10 protein-coding genes are annotated in these 22789 nt (G+C 63.8%); 3 read left to right on the top strand and 7 right to left on the bottom strand.

Annotated elements, in window-relative coordinates:
* The 4 genes from ACN9MY_RS03955 to ACN9MY_RS03940 all read right to left on the bottom strand — a co-directional run bounded on the left by ACN9MY_RS03955 (position 1) and on the right by ACN9MY_RS03940 (position 6061).
* Positions 1-1335, bottom strand: a complete 1335-nt coding sequence (locus ACN9MY_RS03955) for a TldD/PmbA family protein (protein ID WP_426167697.1) — start codon at positions 1333-1335, stop codon at positions 1-3.
* Between the two features lie 11 nt (positions 1336-1346).
* On the bottom strand, positions 1347-2984 hold the full coding sequence (locus tag ACN9MY_RS03950; RefSeq protein WP_426167695.1) for a TldD/PmbA family protein: 1638 nt from the start codon (positions 2982-2984) through the stop codon (positions 1347-1349).
* 88 nt (positions 2985-3072) lie between these two features.
* The gene (locus ACN9MY_RS03945; protein WP_426167693.1) at positions 3073-4410 is read right to left on the bottom strand and encodes a TldD/PmbA family protein; all 1338 of its coding nucleotides are present in this window, start codon (positions 4408-4410) and stop codon (positions 3073-3075) included.
* Positions 4411-4426: 16 nt separating this feature from the next.
* On the bottom strand, positions 4427-6061 hold the full coding sequence (locus ACN9MY_RS03940) for a TldD/PmbA family protein (RefSeq protein ID WP_426167691.1): 1635 nt from the start codon (positions 6059-6061) through the stop codon (positions 4427-4429).
* A 239-nt stretch (positions 6062-6300) separates the two neighbouring features.
* Here ACN9MY_RS03940 and ACN9MY_RS03935 point away from each other — a divergent pair, with 239 nt between their 5' ends.
* On the top strand, positions 6301-7116 hold the full coding sequence (locus ACN9MY_RS03935) for a class I SAM-dependent methyltransferase (protein ID WP_426167689.1): 816 nt from the start codon (positions 6301-6303) through the stop codon (positions 7114-7116).
* Between the two features lie 3 nt (positions 7117-7119).
* Positions 7120-7977 carry a substrate-binding periplasmic protein gene (locus tag ACN9MY_RS03930; RefSeq protein ID WP_426167687.1) on the top strand — a complete coding sequence of 286 codons (858 nt, stop codon included), beginning with the start codon at positions 7120-7122 and terminating at the stop codon, positions 7975-7977.
* A gap of 158 nt (positions 7978-8135) precedes the next feature.
* Here ACN9MY_RS03930 and ACN9MY_RS03925 read toward each other — a convergent pair whose 3' ends face one another.
* The 3 genes from ACN9MY_RS03925 to ACN9MY_RS03915 all read right to left on the bottom strand — a co-directional run bounded on the left by ACN9MY_RS03925 (position 8136) and on the right by ACN9MY_RS03915 (position 20361).
* Positions 8136-9743: a serine hydrolase gene (locus ACN9MY_RS03925; protein ID WP_426336854.1), complete on the bottom strand. Its 1608-nt coding sequence runs from the start codon at positions 9741-9743 to the stop codon at positions 8136-8138.
* A 2-nt stretch (positions 9744-9745) separates the two neighbouring features.
* Positions 9746-11587, bottom strand: a complete 1842-nt coding sequence (locus tag ACN9MY_RS03920; protein ID WP_426336853.1) for a M1 family metallopeptidase — start codon at positions 11585-11587, stop codon at positions 9746-9748.
* A gap of 122 nt (positions 11588-11709) precedes the next feature.
* Positions 11710-20361: a GH36-type glycosyl hydrolase domain-containing protein gene (locus ACN9MY_RS03915; protein WP_426336852.1), complete on the bottom strand. Its 8652-nt coding sequence runs from the start codon at positions 20359-20361 to the stop codon at positions 11710-11712.
* A 230-nt stretch (positions 20362-20591) separates the two neighbouring features.
* Here ACN9MY_RS03915 and ACN9MY_RS03910 point away from each other — a divergent pair, with 230 nt between their 5' ends.
* Positions 20592-22745 (top strand): TonB-dependent receptor plug domain-containing protein, encoded by a 2154-nt coding sequence (locus ACN9MY_RS03910; RefSeq protein ID WP_426336851.1) that lies wholly within the window; start codon positions 20592-20594, stop codon positions 22743-22745.
* The last annotated feature ends 44 nt before the right edge of the window (positions 22746-22789 follow it).

Below are 22789 nucleotides of genomic sequence, written 5' to 3'. Positions count from 1 at the left end.
TCAGACCGCGTCGGACAGCGACGTGAAGTTGAAGTCCCGCACCTTCATGGCCGGGATCATCAGCTTGCGCGCATCAGTATCGCCGATCAGCACCGGACGCCCCAGTTCATCGATGTTGTTCAGCATCGACACCGGGCTGTCGTTGAAGCGGAAGTTCTTGATCGGGTGCTTGATCTTGCCGTTCTCGATGTAGAAGGTGCCGTCGCGGGTCAGGCCGGTCAGCGCCACCGATTGCGGGTCCACCATGCGGATATACCAGGTGCGGGTCACCAGGATGCCCTTCTTGGTCGAAGCAATCAGTTCCTCGGTCGACCTGGAACCGCCCGCCATGATGATATTGCCCGCCGGCGGAGTCGCTTCTTTCTTCTGCTTCTGTGCCCAGTAGCGGTTGTAATCGAGCGAGGTGATCACGCCGCCTTTGATCAGGTCACGGCGCGCGCGTGCCTGCATCGAGCCCTGGTCCCATGGCAGTACCGGCGCATTGGCATCCCACGGGTCGGTCCAGACATTCACCTGCTCGTCGAACAGCTTGTCGCCCAGGCGATTGGCGCCGCCCTTCTTGGACAGGAAGCTGCGCCCTTCGTCGGCCGAGCGCGCGTCGAAGGCGCTGAACATGAAATTCAACAGGTCGTTGGTGGCCGCAGGTTCCATCACCACGGTATAGCGCCCCGGTTCCAAGGCCTTGGCGTCCACCGAGCGCAAGGCCTTCTCGATGGCGATTTCGGATGCCGCTCGCGGATCGAATGCCTTCGGATCGTAGGCGGCACGATTGACCCAGCCCGAGCCCCGGCCATCGTCGGTGCGGGTGGTCACGGTGAAATTCAGTCCGCCCAGTTCCTGGAAGCCGAACACGCCGTTCGAGTTGGCGATGCAGTCGAAGCCAATGCTGTCGTTGAAGAAGCCCGCCGCCTGCAAGCCGGCCTTCTTGGCGGCGGCGATACTGGCGAAGGCCACATCTGCGCGGTATTCGGGATTGAATGCCTCGGCATTACGGTTGAAGGTATTGCTGGCCTTGAAGTCCTGCTTGCCCACGGCCGGCATGAATTCCGGATTCTCCGGGGCCAGGCGCGCGATTTCCTCGGCGCGGCGCACGGCCGCTTCCAGCGACTTGGCGTCGAACTGGTTGCAGGTGGCGGAACCTTGCTTCTTGCCGAAAGCGACGCTGACCACCAAGGTCGTATCTTCAATCAGGCCGGCAGTGGAAACGCTGTTGTTGGCGTAACGCACGTTGCCCTTGCGGCTTCCGCTCAGGTTGACGCGGCACTCGTCTGCCTTGGACATGGCCATCACTTTGTCGCAAATGCTTTTTGCTTCGTCTTTGCTCAGGAGTTTCATCTATCGCGTCCTTAGTCAATCTTGCGGGCAGTGTTGATCACATTGATGCCGTTGAAGCGCGTGGTCGAGGAACCATGCGACACGGCGCTGACCTGGCTTGGCTGGCCTTTGCCGTCGAAGAACGAACCGCCCATGCGCCAGTCGCGCTGGTCGCAGGTGGCCGAACAAGAGTTCCAGAACTCCTGGGTGTTCGACTGGTATGCCACGTCGTTCAGCATCTGGCCGACCTTGCCGTCCTTGATCTCGTAGAACAACTGGCCGCCGAACTGGAAGTTGTAGCGCTGCTGGTCGATCGAATAGGAACCGCGGCCCAGGATGTAGATACCTTTTTTCACGTCCTTGACCATGTCGTCCACCGACAGCGGCTTCTTGCCTGCTTCCAGCGAGACGTTGGGCATGCGCTGGAACTGCACGCTGCTCCAGGAATCCGCATATGAGCAACCGTGAGACTCCTTCTCGCCGATGATGTGCGCCTGGTCGCGCGTGGCCTGGTAATTCACCAGGATGCCGTTGCGGATCAGGTCCCATTTCTTCGAAGGCACGCCTTCATCGTCGTAGCCCACACAGCCCAGCGAACCGGGAGTGGTCTTGTCGGCCACGATATTGACGATGTCGGAACCGTACTTGAAATTCCTGCTCTTCCACTTGTCCAGCGTCGCAAAGGAAGTGCCGGCGTAGTTGGCTTCATAGCCTAGCACGCGGTCCAGTTCCGTTGCGTGACCGACGTTCTCGTGAATGGTCAGGAACAGGTGTTCAGGGCTCAGCACCAGGTCGTACTTGCCTGGCTCGACCGACTTGGCCGAGAGCTTTTCTCGCGCTTGCTTGCCGGCGGCCTTGGCGTCTTCGATGATGTCGTAGCCGCCGTTGTACAACTGCGTCACGCCGCCTGCCGCGCGCACCTTGTGCTCCGGCTTGGCGTCGAAGAATTCGTAACCCATGCCGGCCGGCGAAGACAGGCCGTCGCGGGTGCGGAACTTGCCGGTTGCCTTGTCCACTGCAGTCGCGGTGAAAGGCGCCCACAGGCGGTGTACGTCCTGGTCGATGTAGGAACCGTCGGTCGAGGCAAAGTATTTCTGCTGATTGACCTGGAACAGGTTGGCGGTCATGAAGGAGGCGCCGGCATCCAGGCCAGCCTTGTTCGCGGCCAGCAGCATGTCGGCCTTTTCCTTGATCGGCACTTCGCGCCAATCCTTCTTGAAAGGCGTCTGCCATGCGACTTCGCCCACGCCTTTGACCGGCGCCAGTTGCACCGGCGAGGCCTGCAGGCGCGCGTTGGCGCGTGCAATGGCCACTGCCTGGCGCGCGGCGTCGGCGACGGCGTCGACTGTCAGCGCGTTGGTGGCGGCGAAGCCGTAGGCGCCATTGGCGATCACGCGCACGCCGACACCGGTCGATTCGGTGTTGACGATGTTTTCAACGCGCGTGTCGCGGGTGGTGATGAACTGGTTCAGGTAGCGGCCAATGCGCACGTCGCAGTAGCTGGCGCCGGCCTTGGTGGCGGCGTTCAGCGCGGCGTCGGCGAGTTCTTTCTTGAACTTGCGGGCCATCGGGTTCATCAGGTCTTCGGCGGCGATGGCGTTGCCGAAGACGGGGACCAGCATGGTGCCGCCGGCGGCAGCGGCGACTTTCAGGAAGGATCTGCGTTCCAATGTGTTGCTCCATTTTTAAACCGGTAAAGCAGTGTCAGACCCACAGGGTCTGACACTTTGTGGCGCGGCGGCTGCGCTCTTCGGTTTCCTATACAGCGTCAGACAAAGAGGTGAAGTTGAAGTCCCGCACCTTCATGGCCGGAATCAGCAGCTGGAATTGCGACTCGTCGCCGGCCAGCACTTCCGGACGGCCCAGTTCCTCGATGTTGTTCAACATCGTCACCGGGCTTTCATTGAATCGGAAGTTCTTCACCGGGTGCTTGATCTTGCCGTTCTCGATGTAGAAAGTGCCATCGCGGGTCAGGCCGGTCAGCAGCACGGTTTGCGGATCGACCATGCGGATATACCAGGTACGGGTCACCAGGATGCCCTTCTTGGTCGAGGCAACCAGTTCCTCGGTCGACTTGGAACCGCCGGACATGATGATATTGCCCGGTTGGCCTACAGCGCGCTGGCCCTGTTTCTTGCCCCAGAACGGCGAGTAGTTCAACGAAGCGATCTTGCCGTTCTTGATGATGTCCATGCGCTCGCGCGCCAGCAAGGTCTGGTTATCCCATGGCAGCACAGGAATATCCTTATCCCACGGGTCGGCCCACACGTTCACCTGCTCGTCGAACAGTTTTTCGCCCATGCGGTTGCCGCCGCCCTTCTTGGCCAGGAAGCTGCGGCCCTCGTCGGCCGAACGCGCGTCGAAGCTGCTGAACATGAACGCCAGCAGGTCGGAAGTCGCGGCAGGTTCCAGGATCACCGTATAGCGGCCAGGCTCCAGCGCCTTGGCTTCTGCCGAGCGGATCGCCTTCTCCATCGCCACTTCGGCCGCTGCGCGCGGATCGAAGCGATTGACGTCCTGAGCATCGCGGCGCACCCAGCCCGAACCGCGGCCGTCTTCGGTCCGCACGGTGCAGGTGAAGTCGATGCCGGTCTGCGACTGGTGGCCGAACACGCCGCGCGAGTTGGCGACTGTCTCGAACGAGGACTGGTCGGTAAAGAAGCCCGCAGCGACCAGGCCCTTCTTCTTGCAGGCCTCGATGCTGTAAGCCGCCACCTGCGCGCGGTACTCAGGATTGATCGCGTCGGTCGACTTGCTGAAGGTGTCGGAGCCCTTGAACGCCTGCTTGTCCGGCGTCGGCATGAACTCCGGATTTTCCGGCGCCAGTTTTGCCAGTTCTTCCGCGCGCTGCACGGCTTTCGCCAGCGACTTGTCGTCAAACTCGTTGATGACTGCCGTGCCCTGCTTCTTGCCGAAGGCGACCGCCACGGACAGCTGGGTATTTTCCACCAGGCCGGCAGTCGACACGGCATTGCGCGCATAGCGGATATTGCCGGTGCGGCTGCCGTTGATGGTGACGATGCACTCATCGGCTTTGCTCAGCGACATGACCTTGTCGGAGATGCGCTTGGTCTCTTCCTGATTCAGGATCTTCATTCGTAGTCCTTTCGCCTTAGCCGATCTTGCGTGCAGTGTTGATCACGTTGATGCCGTTGAATCGCGAAGTTGACGAACCGTGCGACACCGCGCTCACCTGCATCGGCTGGCCTTTGCCGTCGAAGAAAGAGCCGCCCATGCGCCAGTCGCGCTCATCGCACATGGCGGTGCAGGCGTTCCAGAACTCCTGGGTATTCGACTGGTAAGCCACGTCTTCCAGCATCTGGCCGATCTTGCCGTCCTTGATCTCGTAGAACATCTGGCCGCCGAACTGGAAGTTGTAGCGCTGCTGGTCGATCGAGAAGGAACCGGCCCCCACGATGTAGATGCCCTTCTTCACGTCTTTCACCAGTTCGTCCGGGGTCATCTTCTTCTTGCCAGCCTTGAGCGAAACGTTAGGCATGCGCTGGAACTGCACATTGCTCCAGGAGTCCGCGTAGGAGCAGCCGTGCGATTCTTTCTCGCCGATCACCGCCGCCTGGTCGCGCGTAGCCTGGTAATTCACCAGGATGCCGTCCTTGATGATGTCCCACTTCTTGCACTTGACGCCTTCGTCGTCGTAGCCGACCGCCCCCAGCGAACCCTGGATGGTTTTGTCTGCCTCGATGTTGACCAGGTCCGAACCGTACTTGAATTTCTTCGACTGCTGCTTGTCCAGGGTCGCGAAGGAAGTGCCGGCGAAGTTGGCCTCGTAGCCCAGCACGCGATCGAGTTCGGTCGGGTGGCCGACGGATTCGTGGATGGTCAGCCACATATGTTCCGGCGACAGCACCAGGTCGTACTTGCCCGGCTCGACCGACTTGGCGGTCAGCTTTTCCTTGGCCTGGCGGCCGGCGGCCTTCGCATCCTCGACCAGGTCATAGGTACGGTTGTACAGCGTGGCGACGCCGCCCGCTGCCTTGATCTTGTCTTCCTTGCGGCCGTCCAGGTATTCATAGCCCATGCCGACCGGGGTGCCCAGGTCGGAACGGCTGCGGAACTTGCCGGTCGACTTGTCAACGGCCGTGGCGAAGAACGGCACCCACAGGCGATGCAGGTCCTGGTCGATATAGGAACCGTCGGTGGAAGCGAAGTACTTCTGCTGGTTAACCTGGAACAGCAAGGACTGGATGAACGAAGCGCCGGCTTCCAGCGCGCCCTTGTTGGCGGTGATCAGCAGGTCGGCCTTCTCCTTGATCGGCACGGTGCGCCAGTCCTTCTTGATCGGGGTCGCCCACGACACTTCGCCCACGCCCGGCGTCGGCGCCAGCTGCACGCCGGCTGCCTGCAGCTTGGCGTTCGCCTTGGCGATGGCGACCGCCTGGCGCGCCGCGCCGGCCACGCCGTCCGGCGACATGTCGCTGGTGGCGGCAAAGCCGTAGGCGCCGTTGGCGATCACGCGCACGCCCACGCCAGCGGATTCGGTATTGGTGACGTTTTCGATGTTCAGGTCACGGGTCGTGATGAACTGGTTCAGGTAGCGGCCGATGCGCACGTCGCAGTAGCTGGCGCCGGCCTGGGTGGCCGCGGTCAGCGCGGTATCTGCCAGCATCTTCTTGAACTTCACTTCCACGGGCTTTACCAGCTCGTCGGCCGCAATGGCGCGGCCAAAAGGCATCATCATGGCAGCCATTGCACCGCCGCTCATGTTGAGGAATGCACGTCGTTCCATAGTCTCTCCAGGGTTATCGTTTTTACCTAAGACAGCTTGCAGGGATCAAATCGTACGCAATTTTTATGCCATTGTGTAAAGCTTGTACAAAGCTGAAACATATCCGCAAAAAGTGTCCGGGCAGTGTCCGCACACCGTCCGCGCGGACACTTGACCGGGCGGCCAGCTTGCACGATCATCAAGTCCCGGGCGACCGGAGCCGCTGCGTCGCCTGCCCAACGAAAAAAGGAGACTCCTGAATGAAACAGTACGTCCTGGCCGGCCTGCTGGCCGTTGGCTTTACCGGTTTTTCCGGCGTTGCACTGGCAGATCCTGCCCTGAAAGCTGCAATCGCCAGCCCTACCCGCAACGCGGACAACGTCAAACGCGACCAGTACCGCCATCCTTACGAGACCCTGACCTTCTTCGGCATCAAGCCGAACATGACGGTGGTCGAACTGTCGCCGGGCGGCGGCTGGTACACCGAAATCCTGGCCCCTTACCTGCGCGACCAGGGCAAGCTGATTACCGCCGGCTCCAGCCCGCAATCGGCCGACGAACGCGTGCGCAAGTCGGCTGAACGCTTCCAGGAGTTCCTGGCCAAGCAGCCGGGCCGCGACAAGGTGGTGCTGGGCGCCTTCGAACCGGGCAACGGCGTATACACTTACGCGCCGAAAGGCAGCGCCGACATGGTGCTCACGTTCCGCAACATCCATAACTGGATCGGCACCGGCGACGAGAACATGAAGAAGCTGATGGCCAGCATCTACGACACGCTGAAACCAGGCGGTATCTTCGGCGTGGAAGAACACCGCCTGCCGTCCGCCATGACCCAGGATGCCAAGGCCAGTACCGGCTATATGCACGAAGCCTATGTCATCAAGATGGCCGAACAGGCCGGCTTCAAGCTGGTGGCAAAGTCTGAAGTCAACGCCAATGCCAAGGATGACGCCAACCACGAGAACGGGGTGTGGGCCTTGCCTCCGACCTTCACCAACAAGGACAAGGACCGCGCCAAGTACGCTGCCATTGGCGAGAGCGACCGCATGACGCTGAAGTTCGTCAAGCCGCAGTAATCAGTGCTGAAAAAGCTGCAACGCTCTGCCGCCGGCTTGCTGCTGGCGGCAGCATCCACCCTGGCCAATGCGGGCGACGCGGCCAATGCGCCGCTGATGCGCTTCGTCCTGCCCTCGGTCACGCCTGGCTCCGAGGTACAGGTCACCTACTTTCACCTGCTGCTGCGCCTCGCGCTGGAAAAGACCGACGGCCCCTTCTCCATCGAGTTCTATCCCCACGAACTGACCAGCCCGCGCCGCGCCCTGGAACTCAAGCGCAATGGCGTCATCAACATCATGTGGGACGGCACCAACGCCGAGCGGGAACGCGACCTGCTGCCGATTCGCATCTCCCTGGTGCGCGAGCTGAACGACTATCGCGTCTTCATGATCCGCAAGGAGGATGAAGCCCGCTTCCGCGAGGTTCGCAGCCTGGGCGACCTGCGCAAGCTCGTTGCCGGCGCGGGCGTCAACTGGCCTTCGGTGGATGTGTTGCGCCACAACCGCCTGCCGGTTGAAACGACGGTCAATTACAGTTCGCTGTTCCCGATGCTGAAAGCAAAGCGCTTCGACTACATGCCGCGCGGCGTGCACGAGGCCTGGGCCGAGGAAAAGGTGTATGGGAAGGACGGATTGATGGTGGAACCGACGATCTTCCTGCATTACCGCGTACCGTTCTATTTCTTTGTCAGCAAGGACAACAAGGCGATGGCGGAGCGGGTGGAGCGAGGCTTGAAACTTGCGCAAGCCGATGGCAGTTTCGACAAGCTGTTGAACGGCTACCCGGCTTTCCAGCGCGCCCTGGGGGAGATCGCGGCGCGCAAGCGCAAGGTATTTGAACTGGAGCTTCCTAGCGGGATTGCAGGCGGCTCATCAAGGTGACAAAGCCGTATCCGGCAACGAAAAGACCGCCCAAGACGACGGCAATTGAAACGATCAGGCTAGTCATTCATTCTCCCAAGTGCACAAACCAGCCGCTATTATGCTGCATGCGCACATGAATGATTCTCACACTTCGTTTCAAGTTTGTCGGAATTTTGTCATTTTTTCACCGGAGTAAAGGACAAATCGGCGAAGTCATAGCTGAAATCAGTCTCGGTGGACACTGGCGCCATCTTCATGCGATCAATCGAACCGTCCGGATTCAGCGAAAACGTCACATAGGCATCGGCGTTGAAATTGCGCTCCTTCCAGCGCACGATGAACGTGTCGTGCTGGAAGTGCTCCAGCGTGCCGGTCAAATCCGGCGTGCGGCTGAACGACATGAGCTGCTTGCCGCCTTCCTGCCTGATGCTCACCGTGCCATACCAGGGATCGTTATAGTCGCCGTTGTAGGATGCCAGCGGCAGCGAAGGCGTGGATGCCGCCGCCCGGGCCGAGGACAGCTTGCCCTGGCGCGCCAGTTCTTCCTTGTGCATTTCAGCTTCCTGCTCGGCGTAGAGCTTGATCCAGTCGGTCGGCGCCGCGCCCATGTAGTGGTCCAGGATGCGCCATTGCAGCGCCGTCATGACCGGGCCGTTCTCCGCATTGGTGAAGATGGCCACGCCCAGCTTCTCTTCCGGCACCATCACGATGCGCGAATAAAAGCCCTGCAGCGCGCCGCCGTGCATGGCGACCTTGCGGCCGCGGTAATCGCGCAGCTGGAAACCCAGGCCGTACGCCGCGAAGTTAGGCCTGGTGGCAGCCAGCGCCGGTTTCGGCTCGCTGATCTTCATCGGTGTTTGCTGGGTCCACATCTCGCGCACCTGCTTGGCGCTGAACAGCTGCTTGCCGTTCTCCATCTTGCCTTCGTTAAGCAGTACCTGCATCCACTTGGCGATGTCTTGCGCATTGGTCTGGATGCCGACCGCGCCAACCGCGTTTTGCACCGGCATCGGCTTGACCACGGCGGCCTTGCCATTGACCTTGCTGTGCGGCGCCGAGTAGTCGGCCGTTTTCAGCATGTCATCGACATTGGTGGTGCTGCCGTTCATGCCCAGCGGCGCCAGGATGCGTTCGCGCGTCGCCTCTTCCCAGCTCTTGCCGGACTTCTGCGCAACGATCTTGCCCGCCACGATGTACAGCAGGTTGTCGTAGGCGTAGCTGTTGCGGAAGCTGGTCGCCAGCTTCACGTTGCGCAGGCGGTCGATGATTTCATCGGTGCTGAAGGTCGTGGTCGGCCACCACAGCAGGTCGCCGGCGCCCAGCCCGAGGCCGCTGCGGTGCACCAGCAGGTCGCGCACGGTCATGGCCTGGGTCACGTAGGCGTCCGCCATCTGGAAACCGGGCAGGTGCTTGGTAACCGGGTCGTCCCAGCCCAGCTTGCCCTCGTCCACCAGTTGCGCCAGTTCGGCAGCGGTAAAGGCTTTCGAGTTCGAGGCAATCTCGAACAGCGTTTGCTCCGTGACCGGCGCCGGGTTGCCGAGCCGGCGCACGCCGAAGCCCCTGGTCGCCACCACCTTGCCGTCCTTGACGATGGCGATGGCCATGCCGGGCACGTCGAAGGTCTTCAGCGCCAGGTTGACGTCACGCTCAAGGTCGAAGGCTGGCGCACTGGCAGCGGCGGCGGCTACCGCGCCTTCCGCCGCGGCGATGGCCGGCGCGCCGATGGCGGCACTGGCTGCGAAGGCCAGCATGAGCAGGGTGGCAATTCGTTTCTTCAGCAGCATGGTCATTTCTTCAGCAATTTGTCGACGGAACCCTGGGTCTCAGGATGGTAGCGCGGCCGCGCCTTGGCGTAGACGCCTTTGGCCCATGCTGCTTCGTTCGGGTTGTTCAGCAGCGCCTTGTACAGCGGAACCACGAACTTCTGGCGCCCCACGCTCATGAGGAAGGCATTCAACGGCTCTCGTACGCCGTAGCCCGCATGCACGGACGCCAGCAGGAAGCGGAAGCCGATTTCATTATTCTTCGTATCGCGCAGCTTGAAGGCCTCATCGAGCTCCTTCATTTGCGCAGCATTGGCCTTGCTGTCGATGCCGTTCAGGAAATGCATCCACTCCAGCGCGGTCCACTGCTGCGTCTCCAGCAGGCTGGTGCCCAGGTCGCCTTTCAACCAGGCGTCGCGCTTGCCGTCCAGCGCGGCCAGGCGCGGCGAATTCACGTACTGCGCGCCGGCCGGGATGCCGCTGCCGTGCAGCCATTCGTCCAGCTCCGCATCGCCCATGATGGCGGGATTCTTGGCCAGCAGGTTCTTGCGCAGGTACTCGACGAATTCGGCGGTGGTCGCCGACTGGAAGGCGTGCTGGTCGAACCAGCCGCGCAGGAAGGGGTCGAACACTTCGCGGCCGGCGCGCTGCTCCAGCGTGTGCAGCAGCCAGGCGCCTTTCGGGTAGGCCAGGCCCTCGTCGGTGTAGGTGTCCGGGTTGGTGTCGGGGTCCTTGGTCAGCAAGGCCTGCTTGGCGGGCGGGATGTCTTTCAACGACGCGACGGCTTCGGCCTGCTCCACCTGCAGGTTCATGTCGGCCACTTCCTTGCCGTACAGGCTTTCCACGATGCGGGTGGTGACGTAGGTGGTAAAGCCCTCGTTCAGCCACCAGTGCTTCCACGAAGCGTTGGTCACCAGGTTGCCGGACCAGCTATGCGCCAGCTCGTGCGCGATCAGGTCGTTCAGGCTGCGATCCCCTGCGATCATGGTCGGGGTCAGGAAAGTCATGCGCGGGTTTTCCATGCCGCCGATCGGGAACGATGGCGGCAGCACCAGCATGTCATAGCGCCCCCAGCGATAAGGGCCGTACAACGCTTCGGCAGCATTGATCATCTTCTCGGTGTCGGCCAGCTCGTAGGCAGCGGCATCGATGCGGCCGGGCTCCGCGTACACCGCGGTGCGCGGGCCGAGGTTGCGCAGTTCGATTTCGCCGATGGCGATGGCCAGCAGGTAGGCCGGGATCGGTTGCGGCATCTTGAAGTTCCAGCCGCCCTTGCCGGTCGCATGCTGGTCGCCTTCCGCACTCATCACCACGCGCATGCCGGCCGGCGCGTCGATATGGGCGCTGTAGGTGAAGCGCACCGCCGGCGTATCCTGCACCGGCGCCCACGAACGCGCATCGATGGTTTCCGACTGGCTGAACATGAAGGGGCGCTTGCCCGACAGCGTCTGCTCGGGATTCATCCACTGCAGCGCATTCGCGGTCGGCGCGGTACGGTAATAGATGCGGACTTTCTCGGGCTGCGATTGCAGGGCGATGCGCAGGGCGCGGCCCTTCTTCGGATCCTGCTTGTCGAGCATGAAGGAGGCCGGCGCCCAGTTGCCGTCAGGGCGCTGAACTTGCACGCGCGCGATCTTGAGCTGGCGCGTGTCAAGCACCAGGGTGCGCGCCGACTTGTCGATCCAGTTCAGCGACAGTTCCGCATAACCGTCGAGCGTCTTGCGCGTGAAGTCGGCTCGCAGGTCCAGGTGCAAGTCGGTGGTGCGCACCTGGTCGTAGCGCGCAAAGCTCAGCGGATCCTGCGCCCGCGCGGGTAGCGCAAACGCAGCCGCCAACGCAGCAGCAGTCAAAGACAGTCGGAACATGGCATCTCTCTGTTGTTACAAGCGCGCAGAGGATAGCACACCTAAAGTCGGGGTCAGGTCTGGCAACAGGACATTTGCGCAGCGCAAATGTCCTGTTGCCAGACCTGACCCCGACTTTCAAATCACACTTTGATGTCTATCTCGTAGGTGGTGCCGTCGTCGACCAGGGCGATTTCCGTTGGCGAGGCGGTGGCTTCGCCGCGGGTGATGCGCAGGACGTAGGTGCTGCTGCCGTGGCGGTAGTGCAGCGTGAAGCCGGGCCAGGATGCCGGCAGGCGCGGCGCCAGCAGCAGCTTGTCGGCCTGGCGCGTCAGGCCGAGCAGGGACTCCAGCAGCAGGCGGTACATCCAGCCCGAGGAGCCGGTGTACCAGCTCCAGCCGCCGCGGCCGACGTGCGGCTCGACGGCGTAGACGTCGGCGGTCACCACGTACGGCTCGACCTTGTAGCGCGCGCAGGATTCGGCATCGGAACCGTGCCGTACCGGATTAATCATCCGCATCAGGTCCCAGGCCCGTTCAACATCGCCCAGGCGCGCGAAGGCCATCACAGTCCAGATGGCGGCGTGGGTGTACTGGCCGCCGTTCTCCCTTACGCCCGGCACGTAGCCGCGGATATAGCCGGGATTGAGCGCGGACTTGTCGAACGGTGGATCGAGCAGCTGGATCAGGCCGAACTCGCGCCGCACCAGGCGCGCTTCCACCTGCTCCATCGCGCCTTCCACACGCGCCTTGTCGGCGGCGCCGGTCAGCACGCCCCAGCTTTGCGAGATCGAGTCGATCTGGCATTCCTCGTTCTGTGCGGAGCCTAGCGGGGTGCCGTCGTCGAAGTAGGCGCGGCGATACCACTGGCCGTCCCAGGCATTGGCTTCGATATTGGCGGCAAGCTGTTTGGCCTGCTCGCGGCATTCGCTGGCGAAAGAGGAGTCGTCGCGTCTCTCGGCCACTTCGGCAAAGCGCTGCAGCACCTCGATCAGGAACCAGGCCAGCCACACGCTCTCGCCCTTGCCATGCTCGCCCACCTTGTCCATGCCGTCGTTCCAGTCGCAGGAGCCGATCAGCGGCAAGCCATGTTCGCCAAACCGCAGGCCGTTGCGGATGGCGCGCACGCAGTGCTCGTACAAGTCACCCGCATGGGCCGAGCGGCTCGGCATGTCGTAATAGGAATCCTCCTCGGGCTGCACGGGGCGGCCTTCCAGGTAGGGCGCCTGCTCATCCAGCACCGACATATCGCCCGTGCTGGACACATAGCGCCATGCCGCGAGCGGCAGCCACAGGTAGTCATCCGAACAGTGCGTGCGCACGCCTCGGTCGGAAGGCGGATGCCACCAGTGCTGCACGTCGCCCTCCACGAACTGGTGCGCCGCGCACAGGATCAAATGCTCGCGCAGGATGTCGGGACGCGTATGCACCATCGCCATCGCGTCCTGCAGCTGGTCGCGGAAGCCAAACGCACCGCCGCTCTGGTAATAGCCGCTGCGCGCCCACATGCGGCAGGCAATGGTCTGGTACATCAGCCAGCCATTGGCCAGTACGTCGAGCTCCGGCTCCGGCGTCTGCACCTGCACCGCGCCCAGCACCTTGTCCCAATGCGCATGCACTTCGCCCAGCGCCTGCAGCGCCGCCCCGCGCCCGCCGTGGCGCTGCACCACGTTGGTGGCGTCGGCATTGCGGCGGCCGCCCATGCCGAGCACGAACACGATCTCGCGCTCCTGCCCCGGCTGCAGCTCGAATGGCGCCTGGATCGCCGCGCAGGCATCCAGTCCCGCGCCGGCCTTGCCCGACAAGCGCACGCGCCGCAGCGCTGCCGGCCGGGCCAGGCTGCCGTTACGGCCGATGAATTCCGTGCGGTCGCAGGTCACGCTGCGCACGGAAGCATCGGCATTGAAGAAGGCTACGCGGCCGGAGAATTCCGTGTTGTAGGCGTTGCGTGCAAACAGGGCGCCGGTCACCGGATCGATTTCAGTCACGATATGCATGCCTGACTTGGAGCGCATATCGCCCAGCACCCATTCCACGTAGCCCGTTACCGACAGCTTGCGCGCCTGGTCGGAATCGTTGCGCACGCGGATCACCGTGTAACGCACCGGCGCATCCAGCGCCACGAAGGTGGTCATGCGGCTGTTGATGCCCGCTTCCGCGTACTCGAACGAAGAATAGCCGAATCCGTGGCGCGTCAGGTAGCTGCCTGCGCCCGGCGCGGGCAAGGCGCATGGCGACCAGAAACGGCCGCTCTGCTCGTCGCGCAGGTAGAACGCTTCGCCGCTCAGATCCGATACCGGGTCGTTATGCCATGGCGTCAGGCGGAACTCATGCGCGTTCTCCTGCCAGGTGTAGGCCTGGCCGCTTTCCGATACAACACTGCCGAACTGCGCGTTGGCGATCACGTTCGACCACGGCAGCGGCGTGCGTTGTCCGGCGCTGGTGGCGATCACATATTCCTTGCCGTCCGGCGTGAAACCGCCCAGGCCATTCACCAGGATCAAGTCATCCGGCAACGGGACGCCCGCCGCGGCATCGCGTTCAAACGCTTCGGCGCGCGCTTCCACCATCAGCGGCGGCATGCGCAGCGTGGGCGCCACGCCGCGCTTCAACTGGTCGGCCAGCGTGCCGCGTTCGTCGCTCAGCACGGCGCGCGCCACCGTCTGCAGCAGCACCCGGTCTTCCGGCGCGATGCCATCGGTCGGCCGCACGAAGATGCCGCCCGGCCGGTCGATCGCCTGCGCATCAAGTCCGGAAGCGATCAAGCCCATGATCTGGTCATGGAGGGCCTGGCGGTAGCCGGAGCGGTCCTCGTACCAGATCACCAAGTCCACCACCAGCCCTTTCAGGCGCCAGTAGGCATGCGCCTGCACCAGCTGCCGCGCCAGTTCGATATTGGCGGCGTCGCGGATTTCCATCAGTACGATCGGCAAGTCGCCGGAAATGGCGTAGGCCCACAGGCCGGATTGGCCGCGCTGGTTGCGCACCAGGACGCCGGCATCGGCACGCAGGGCCGCATTCGGATAGATCACATGGTTTGCCAGGCGCGCGTACAACTGGGCCTCGGCTTCGCTGGCATTCAGCTGCCGCAGCACCACCTGGCTGTGCGTCCATGCCAGCTCGAACACGCGGTCCGCCATGTGGCGGTCCTGGTATTTGTCGATCAGGTATTGCGCGGCATCGCGCGTGTCGGTCATGCCGGTCACCACGTCAATCACCGACACCTGCCCCGGCTCCAGCGCAATACGGTAGCGGATTGCCACCACGGGATCGAGCACCGAGCCCTCGCTGCCGGACAGCGGCCCAGGCTCCCGCAGCGCCAGCGGCGCGTGCGCCGTGTTGCCGCGGCCGATGAAGCGCGCCCGGTCGGTTTCATAGGAGACCTGCTGGACCTGCGCATCGTGCACCGTCATCACATGCAGCAAGTAAGGCGTTTTCTCATCCTTGCCGCGCGGGCGGCGCGTGCACAGGATGGCGCTTTCGTCCTCCACGATCTCGGTCTGAACGAACAGCTTGCTGAATGCCTGGTGCGCGTTATCCGCCGGCGCCGGCGCCATCACCACTTCGCCGAAGCTGGTGACCTCGATGATGCGGCGCCGGTCGGAATGGTTGCTGATGCGCGTGCGGCGCATTTCGATATCGTCCTCCGGCGACACCACGATTTCCGTGTACAGCTCGATCTCGTTGTCGCTGCGGCGGAATTCTGCCCGGCCTTCGGAGAAGATCACCTCCAGCCGCTTCGGCTCGGCCTGGGTCGGCTGGTAGGTGGTGGACCAGACGGCGCCGTCCTCCACGTCCTGCACGTAGCAGAACTGGCCCCAGTTGTCGCGCGTGCTGTCTTCGCGCCAGCGGGTCACGGCCAGGTTGTTCCAGCGGCTGTAGCTGCCGCCGGCGCTGCTCACCATCACGTGGTAGCGGCCGTTCGACAGGAGCTGGGTTTCCGGCACCGGCGGCGTATGCTGGCTCATGATGCGCATCGGCGCCGCCTGCTCGGGCACCGTGCTGCGCACCGAGGCCTGCTCCGCGCTGGCCGAATGGAAGGCGCCGATGCGCGGGCTGCGTTCCTGCAGCACTAGCAGGGTCGACTGCAGCAGCGGGTCGGATTCGAAGCGGCGCTGCATCGGCCGGCCGTTCAGCACGTAGCTCAGCGCCAGCAAGCCCATGCCCTGGTGGTGCACCATGAAGGACTTGATGATGGCGTATTGCTGGCCGCGCGGCAGGCGCGCCGCCGTGTAATCGATCGCCTCGTAGAAGCCGTAACGTCCCATGAAGCCCATGGCTGCCATCTTCTGCAGGTTCTGGCAAGCGGTATCCGGGTCGACCATCAGCCCCAGCATGGTGGCATACGGCGCCACCACCAGGTCTTCCGCCAGGCCGCGTTTCAGCCCGATGCCCGGTACGCCGAAGGCGCGGTACTGGTAGTTCAGCGCCGCGTCGGTGGTGTTGTAGCCCGATTCGGAAATCCCCCACGGCACATTGCGCTGCCTGGCGTATTCCACCTGCGCCGCCACCACCGACTGGTAGGTCTGGTCCAGCAAGGTGCTCGGGTAGGTCGGCATCACCAGCAGCGGCATCAGGTACTCGAACATCGAGCCGCTCCAGGAGAGCAGCACCGGCTGGCCGTGCACGATGCAAAGCTGGCGTCCCATGGCGAACCAGTGTTCCTGCGGCAGTTGTCCCTGGGCGATGGCGACAAAGCTGGCCAGCCGCACTTCGGAGGCCAGCAGGTCGTAGCAGCTCGCATCCAGCCGCCGCTCGCTCAGGTTATAGCCGATGGCCAGCAGCTTGGTGGTCTGGTTGAACAGGAAGCCGTACTCGCACTGGGCGAATTCGTTGGCCTGGTGCGACAGCCGGTTCAGCGTGTCGAGCCGCTCGCGCGCGCGCGCCGCGCCCTGCTCCACCAGCGTCGCCAGCTGCTGCTGGCGTTCGCGCTCGTCGGGCGCCAGGTCGCTCAGCACCGCCCCCGGCAGGGGCCAGCTGGCCAGTTCGCGCAAGGTCGGTACGCGGTCAAGCGTCGTGTCGTATTGCGCTTCGGCCTGCGCCGTGATCCAGGGCGCGAAGCCATCCAGTTCGTCCAGCAGGCTGCGGCACTGCACATGCAGCGCACCGGCCCACGCCGCAACTTGTGGATCGAGCGGCACCGAGGCCTGGCGCAGGAACAGTTCGGCGCCCTCGCAGGCGCGCAGCAGCCAGGCGCGCTGCTGCCGCAGGCTTGGCGGATAGGTGGGCGGCGGCGCAGCAATGGCCACTTCCAGCGCGGCCAGTGAATCGGCTGCCACGCTGCCCGCCGTTGCCGCGGCTTCGCGCACCAGGGCGCAGGTGGTGGCCAGGCCTTGCGCCAGGTTCGGATGCACGATCGGCAGTTCGGCAATGCCGACCAGGCCGGCCTGCAGCGTGAGCAGGTGCCCGGCCAGGTTGCCGCTGTCGACGGTGGAGATATAGATCGGATGCAGCGGCTTCATCGACTGGGTGTCGTACCAGTTGTAGAAATGGCCCTGGTACCGTTCAAGCTGCGACATGCTGTCCAGCGTGCTGGCCGTGCGCGCCGCAAGCTGTGCGCCGGAAATGTAGGCGAAGTCGTAGGCGGTCAGGTTGGCCAGCAGGGCCATGCCCATATTGGTGGGCGAGGTGCGATGCGCCACCACCTGGGTTGGATGCTCCTGCATATTATCCGGCGGCAGGCAATTGTCCTCCGGGCCGACGAAGGTCTCGAACCACAGCCAGGTCTTGCGCGACAGCTTGTGCAGGAACAGGTTCTGGTCTTCCTTCAGCGCCCGCTGCACGCGCGCTATGGGAAGGCTGATCCACCATGCCACCACCGGCGAGACGAACCATGCTGCGACGAAGAGCAGCGCCGCCTCGACGGCCTGCGGGCGCAACACGGCCAGGCCGGCGCCGGCTCCCAGCGCCAGCAGCGGCGCGATCCACATGGTGCGCCAGTTGCTGGCCAGGCTGGTGCCGGCATGCGACAGCCCCGATGCCCGCCATTCCAGCAAGCGGCGCCGCGATACCAGCAGGCGCCAGCCGGTGCGGACGATGGCGTCCAGGCTGACATAGGCCTCGTACGGCAGGAATACCAGCGTCAGCAAGGCGTGCGCGAACTGCATGCCGCTGCGGCGCAGCGAAGCCGGCGCATGCTGGCTCCACAGCGTGTCGTCGGGCTTGTGCGCCAGGTCGTGGATGGCGCTCACCAGCGGCGGCAGGAAGATGATCGCCAACACGGCGCAGGCCCAGAACCACGGGTGCGGCAAGGCGGCAAAGGCCATCAGCAGCGACAAGGTCAGGACCGGCGCCACCAGGCTGCGGCGCAGGTTGTCGAACAGCTTCCAGCGCGACAGCGCCGACAGCGGATTCCTTTCATGCTTGCCGCCCGCCAGCGGCACGCGCCGCATCAGCCATGGCAGCAGTTGCCAGTCGCCGCGCATCCAGCGCTGGCGCCGGCTCACGTCGTCGCGGTAGCGCGACGGATAGTGTTCATACAGCTGCGCGTCGCTCAGCAGGCCGGCGCGCAGGTAGCAGCCTTCCAGCAGGTCGTGGCTCAGGATGCGGTTCTGCGGCAGGCGCCCGCCCAGCACTTCCTCGAACACGTCGACATCGTAGATACCCTTGCCGATGAAGGACCCCTCGGCGAAGACGTCCTGGTAGACGTCGCTGACGGTGCGGGTATACGGATCGATTCCCGGTTCGCCGCCGCACAGTTTTTCGTAGCGCGAAGCGTTCTCGCTCGGCAGGCTGACCGCGACGCGCGGCTGCAGGATGCCGTAGCCGGCCACCACGCGCCGCAGGCGCAGGTCGATGCGCGGCAGGTTGAGCGGATGGCGCATGGTGGCGACAAACTGGCGCGCGGCATCGCGCGGCAGCTGTGTGTCGCTATCGAGCGTGATCACGTATTTAAAGGCGGGCAGGTCGTCTATATCGCCAACGATCAGCGCGAACGCATCCTGCGCACCGCCGCGCATGAAGCGGTTCAGGTCGGACAGCTTGCCGCGCTTGCGCTCTTCGCCCATCCAGGTACGCTGCGCAGCGTTCCAGCGGCGCGGGCGATGCAGCAGGAGGAAGGGCGCGGCCGCGCCCTGCTCCGTGTATTTCAGGTTCAGGCGCGCGATATTGGCGGCGGCGCGCTCGGTCAGGGCGGCGTCGGCCGGCTGCGTTTCCTCCTGCGCGTCGGCGAAATCGGTCAACAGGCAGAAGCGCAGGTTGGGGTCGCGGTTGGCAAGGAAGCGCACCTCGAGCTGCTCGCACAGTTCATCGACGTTCTCGCGGCTGTACAGCAGGGCCGGCACCGCCACCATGGTGCGCGCATCGGGCGGAATGCCATTGCGAAAATCCATGCGCGGCAAGGGCCGCGGCTCGACAAACAGCGTCGCCACCCAGTTGACCAGGGCCAGCGCCAGCTGGCTGCTGCCCATCAGGGCAAGCATGCCGAGCACCAGCAGCGCCCACGGCTGCACGCCGTCGCGCCAGGCGCGCTCCAGCATCAGCGCAGTGGCGATCACCGACAGCGCGCCGATTGCCCCGAGATAAGAAAGCAAGGGCGAGGTGCGCATGGTGCGCTTGAGGGAGCGCAGCGGCGGCAGGCGGACGCCGACCTGGCGCTCCAGCAGCAGCATGCCGTCGCCGACCAGGTAATAGCCAACGTGATGCAGGCGCGTGTCCTGGTCGGCGGCGCGCGTGCGCGCCAGCTCGAGCGCCTGCTGCGCCACTTCCGCCTCAGTGGCACGCGAATAGCGCGCCATGCGTTCCACGCTGTGGCGGTATTGGTCGCGCGTGGAGAAGTCCATGTCCGGGTAGGTGCCGGCCGGATCTTCGCGCAAGGACTGCTCGACCACGCTCATGGTCTCGACAAACTCCTGCCAGTCCATGGTGCCGAGGAAGCGCAGGCTGCCAATGCTGTTGGCGATCGAGACCTGCTCGGCTGCCTGCAAATGGATTTCAGCCTGGATCTGCTGCTCGATGGTCTGGCCGGACTCCGCCAGGCGGTAGGTGATCCAGTTGAGCGCCAGGGTCAGCACCGGGCTTTGTCCCTGCAAGCGGCGCGCCAGTTCGGCCACGAAGCCGCTGGTAATGGTCGGCTCGGAGCGCGCCATGTCAGCCACCAGCAAGATCAAGCCGCTCGGGTTCTTGTCGGCGATTTCCACCATCTGGTCGGCCCAGCTATTGGCCAGGTCGCGCTGGAAGCGGTTTTCCGCCACGCGCGCCGCCACGCGGCGCAGGTTCTCGATCAGCGCCAGGCGCAGCATGATAGGGATGGCCCACAGCTCGCCCAGCTTCAAGGTCGCCACTTCCTGATAGGCTTCGACGAAACGGCTCAGGCTTTCCGGATCGACGCGGCCGTCGCCGTGCGCGATGATTTCCAGGGCGATCTGGTAGACGCGCGGCGCGCCTTCCGGCGCGCCCTTCGCCAGGCGCGGCAGCTCCTTGCTGTAATCCTTGGGCAAGTGGCGCCGCGCGGTGCGGATCTGGTCTTCGATCAGGTAGAAATTGTCAAGCAGCCATTCCGATGCCGGCGTGATCTGGCGGCCTTCCTTGACCGCTTCGGTCAGGCCCTCGCAGGTGGCGCCGATCAGCGCTTCGTTCTCGCTCAGCCTTGCCAGCAGGCGGTCGCCGCCGCCCCGCTTGCTGAGCTCATGGCTGGCGGCAAGCGCGCGGCCATGCTGCTCCATCTGTTGCGCGCTGAACAGCTCACCGCGCAGCGGCAAATCATCTTCCTCACCGGTCCCCTTTTCCAGGGACCCCGATTCCGATTCCTTGAAACCGGCACTTGCGGCCGGCCATAAAAAAGGGTTCTCTTTCAAGGGGGGCCTCACACTTATTCTTGGAACTGCCGTGTAGACCGGCAGTATGTTCCAAGCAATGGTAGGCGGGCGCACGACATGCGACTGTTCGCTAGCGTACATATGGGTTTCTTACAGATCAGCGCGTTTCAGGCGCAAAATTTCGCATCAGAAAGAGCACGAGTTTTTTTGCTAAGTTCGGCACGCGGCAGTGTATCCTGTTGAGTTTCCCAAAAGCCACCGCCATTTGCATGAAGAAAATCGCCCTCCCCCTGCTGCTGATCGTCCAGGCCCTGCACGGCGTTTACGCCCAGGAACAAACTCCCGTCGAAAACGCCACGCCCAAGGTTGAAATCAAGGGCAGCGCGGCGATGGATATCCGCCGCAACGACACCGCGACCAAGATCGTCGTGACGCAGGAGGAGATCCTGAAGAATGGCGACACCAGCATCGGCGAAGTGCTCAAGCGCCTGCCAGGCATCACGCTGGACGGCGTGCAAGGCCGCGGCGGCAATATCCGCATGCGCGGCCTGGGCAGCGGCTACACCTCCATCATGCTGAACGGCGAGCCTGCGCCACCGGGCTTCTCGCTCGATTCGTTGACACCGGACATGATCGAGCGCATCGAAGTGATGCGCGCCGCCACCGCCGAGTTCAGCACCCAGGCCATTGCCGGCGGCATCAACATCGTGCTGAAGAAAGCCATCTCCACCGCGCAGACCGAGATCAAGGCCGGCCTGCAATCGGATAACGGCCAGCCCGGCACCAGCGTCAACCTGCAGATGTCCGACCGCAAGGGACCGTGGTCGTATTCGATCGGCGGCGGCTTCCTGCACGGCGATTTCGATCGCCCCAGCCATACCGTCACCGAAGCTGGCGGCAGTGCACCATTGCTGCGCCGGGGCGAAGCCACCAGCGAAGGCTACTTCCGCAACTTCAACCTGGCGCCGCGCATCAACTACACGATCAAGCCGGGCGACGTGATCACTTCGCAGAGCTTCATTGCGGTCAACCGCTTCCGCGCCCACAACACGGAACGCATCAGCACCGTGCACGGCCAGGAGCCGATGTTCAGCAGCCTGGACCAGGATATCAAGGCCGACATGGAATTGTTCCGCACGGATCTGAGCTGGGCGCGCCCGCTGGCCGACGGCGCCAAGCTGGATATGAAGGCAGGCCTCAACTACAACCACCGCAACGTGGGCGCGCCGAACCTGCAGACCGGCACGCAGGTTGAGCGCAAGCGCAGCGTCACTTCCGAGTCGACCGACAAGGGCTTCACCACGACCGGCAAGTACTCCAGCCCGATCGTGCCGGGCCACGCCCTGGCTACCGGCTGGGATATCGGCTACAGCAAGCGCGATGAGGACCGCATCCAGCGCGAAGAATACCTGCGCGCGCCGGCCGGCATCGCGCCGCAGAACCTTGACGAAGTCTATTCCGCCGACGTGACCCGCCTGGCGGCCTACGCACAGGATGAATGGAACGTGACCGAGCGCTGGTCCGTCTACTTTGGCCTGCGCTGGGAAGGCGTGAACATCAAGAGCACCGGCACCGACTACGGCAGCATCGACAACAACTCCAGCGTATTGAGCCCGCTGTTCCAGACCCTGTACAAGCTGGGCGACAAGAAGAAGGACCAGGTGCGCTTCGGCTTGACCCGCACCTACAAGGCGCCGGGGGTGGGCGACCTGATTCCGCGCCGCTTCACCTCCAACAACAACAGCTCGACTTCGCCGGACATGATGGGCAACCCGAACCTGAAGCCGGAACTGGCCTGGGGCCTGGACCTGGCGTTCGAGCACTACCTGGGTGAAGGCGGCGGCCTGCTGTCGGCCAGCACTTACGCGCGCCGCATCGAAGACATCACGCGCCGCCGGGTGGATTTGATCGATGGCGTGTGGGTGTCGCGCCCGGTCAATGCCGGCACCGCAAACACTTACGGCATCGAGCTGGAAGCCAAGCTGCCTTTGCGCTCGATCATGAAGGAAGCACCGGGCGTCGAGATGCGCGCCAACCTGACGCGCAGCTGGTCGAAGCTCGACACCGTACCGGGCCCGAACAACCGCCTCGACCAGCAGGTGCCGGTCAGCGGCACCGTCGGCGCGGACTGGAAGCTGGACAAGCTGCCGCTGACCCTGGGCGGCTCCTACAGCTACCAGGGCGGCGGCGAAGTGCGCATCTCCGACAGGCAGTACGCCTATTCGGTGCCGAAGCGCGCGCTGGACTTGTATGGCTTGTGGAAGTTCACGCCGAAGACGCAGCTGCGCCTGTCGGCATCGAACATGCTGCGTCAGGACAACCTGGCGCAGTCTTCCTATGTCGAGGCCACCGGGCGACGCAGCGACACCACCATCACCCCGACCAGCGTCCTGTTCCGTGCAATGCTGGAAATGAAGCTCTGAGCCGGTTGGCACAAAAAAAACGGCGGCCCGCAGGCCGCCGCAAA

The organism is Pseudoduganella sp. R-31, from assembly GCF_049913235.1.
In the GTDB taxonomy this organism is placed as follows: domain Bacteria; phylum Pseudomonadota; class Gammaproteobacteria; order Burkholderiales; family Burkholderiaceae_D; genus Rugamonas.
The sequence above is the reverse complement of the archived record's forward strand: the minus strand, read 5'-3'. Positions and strand labels throughout refer to the sequence as shown.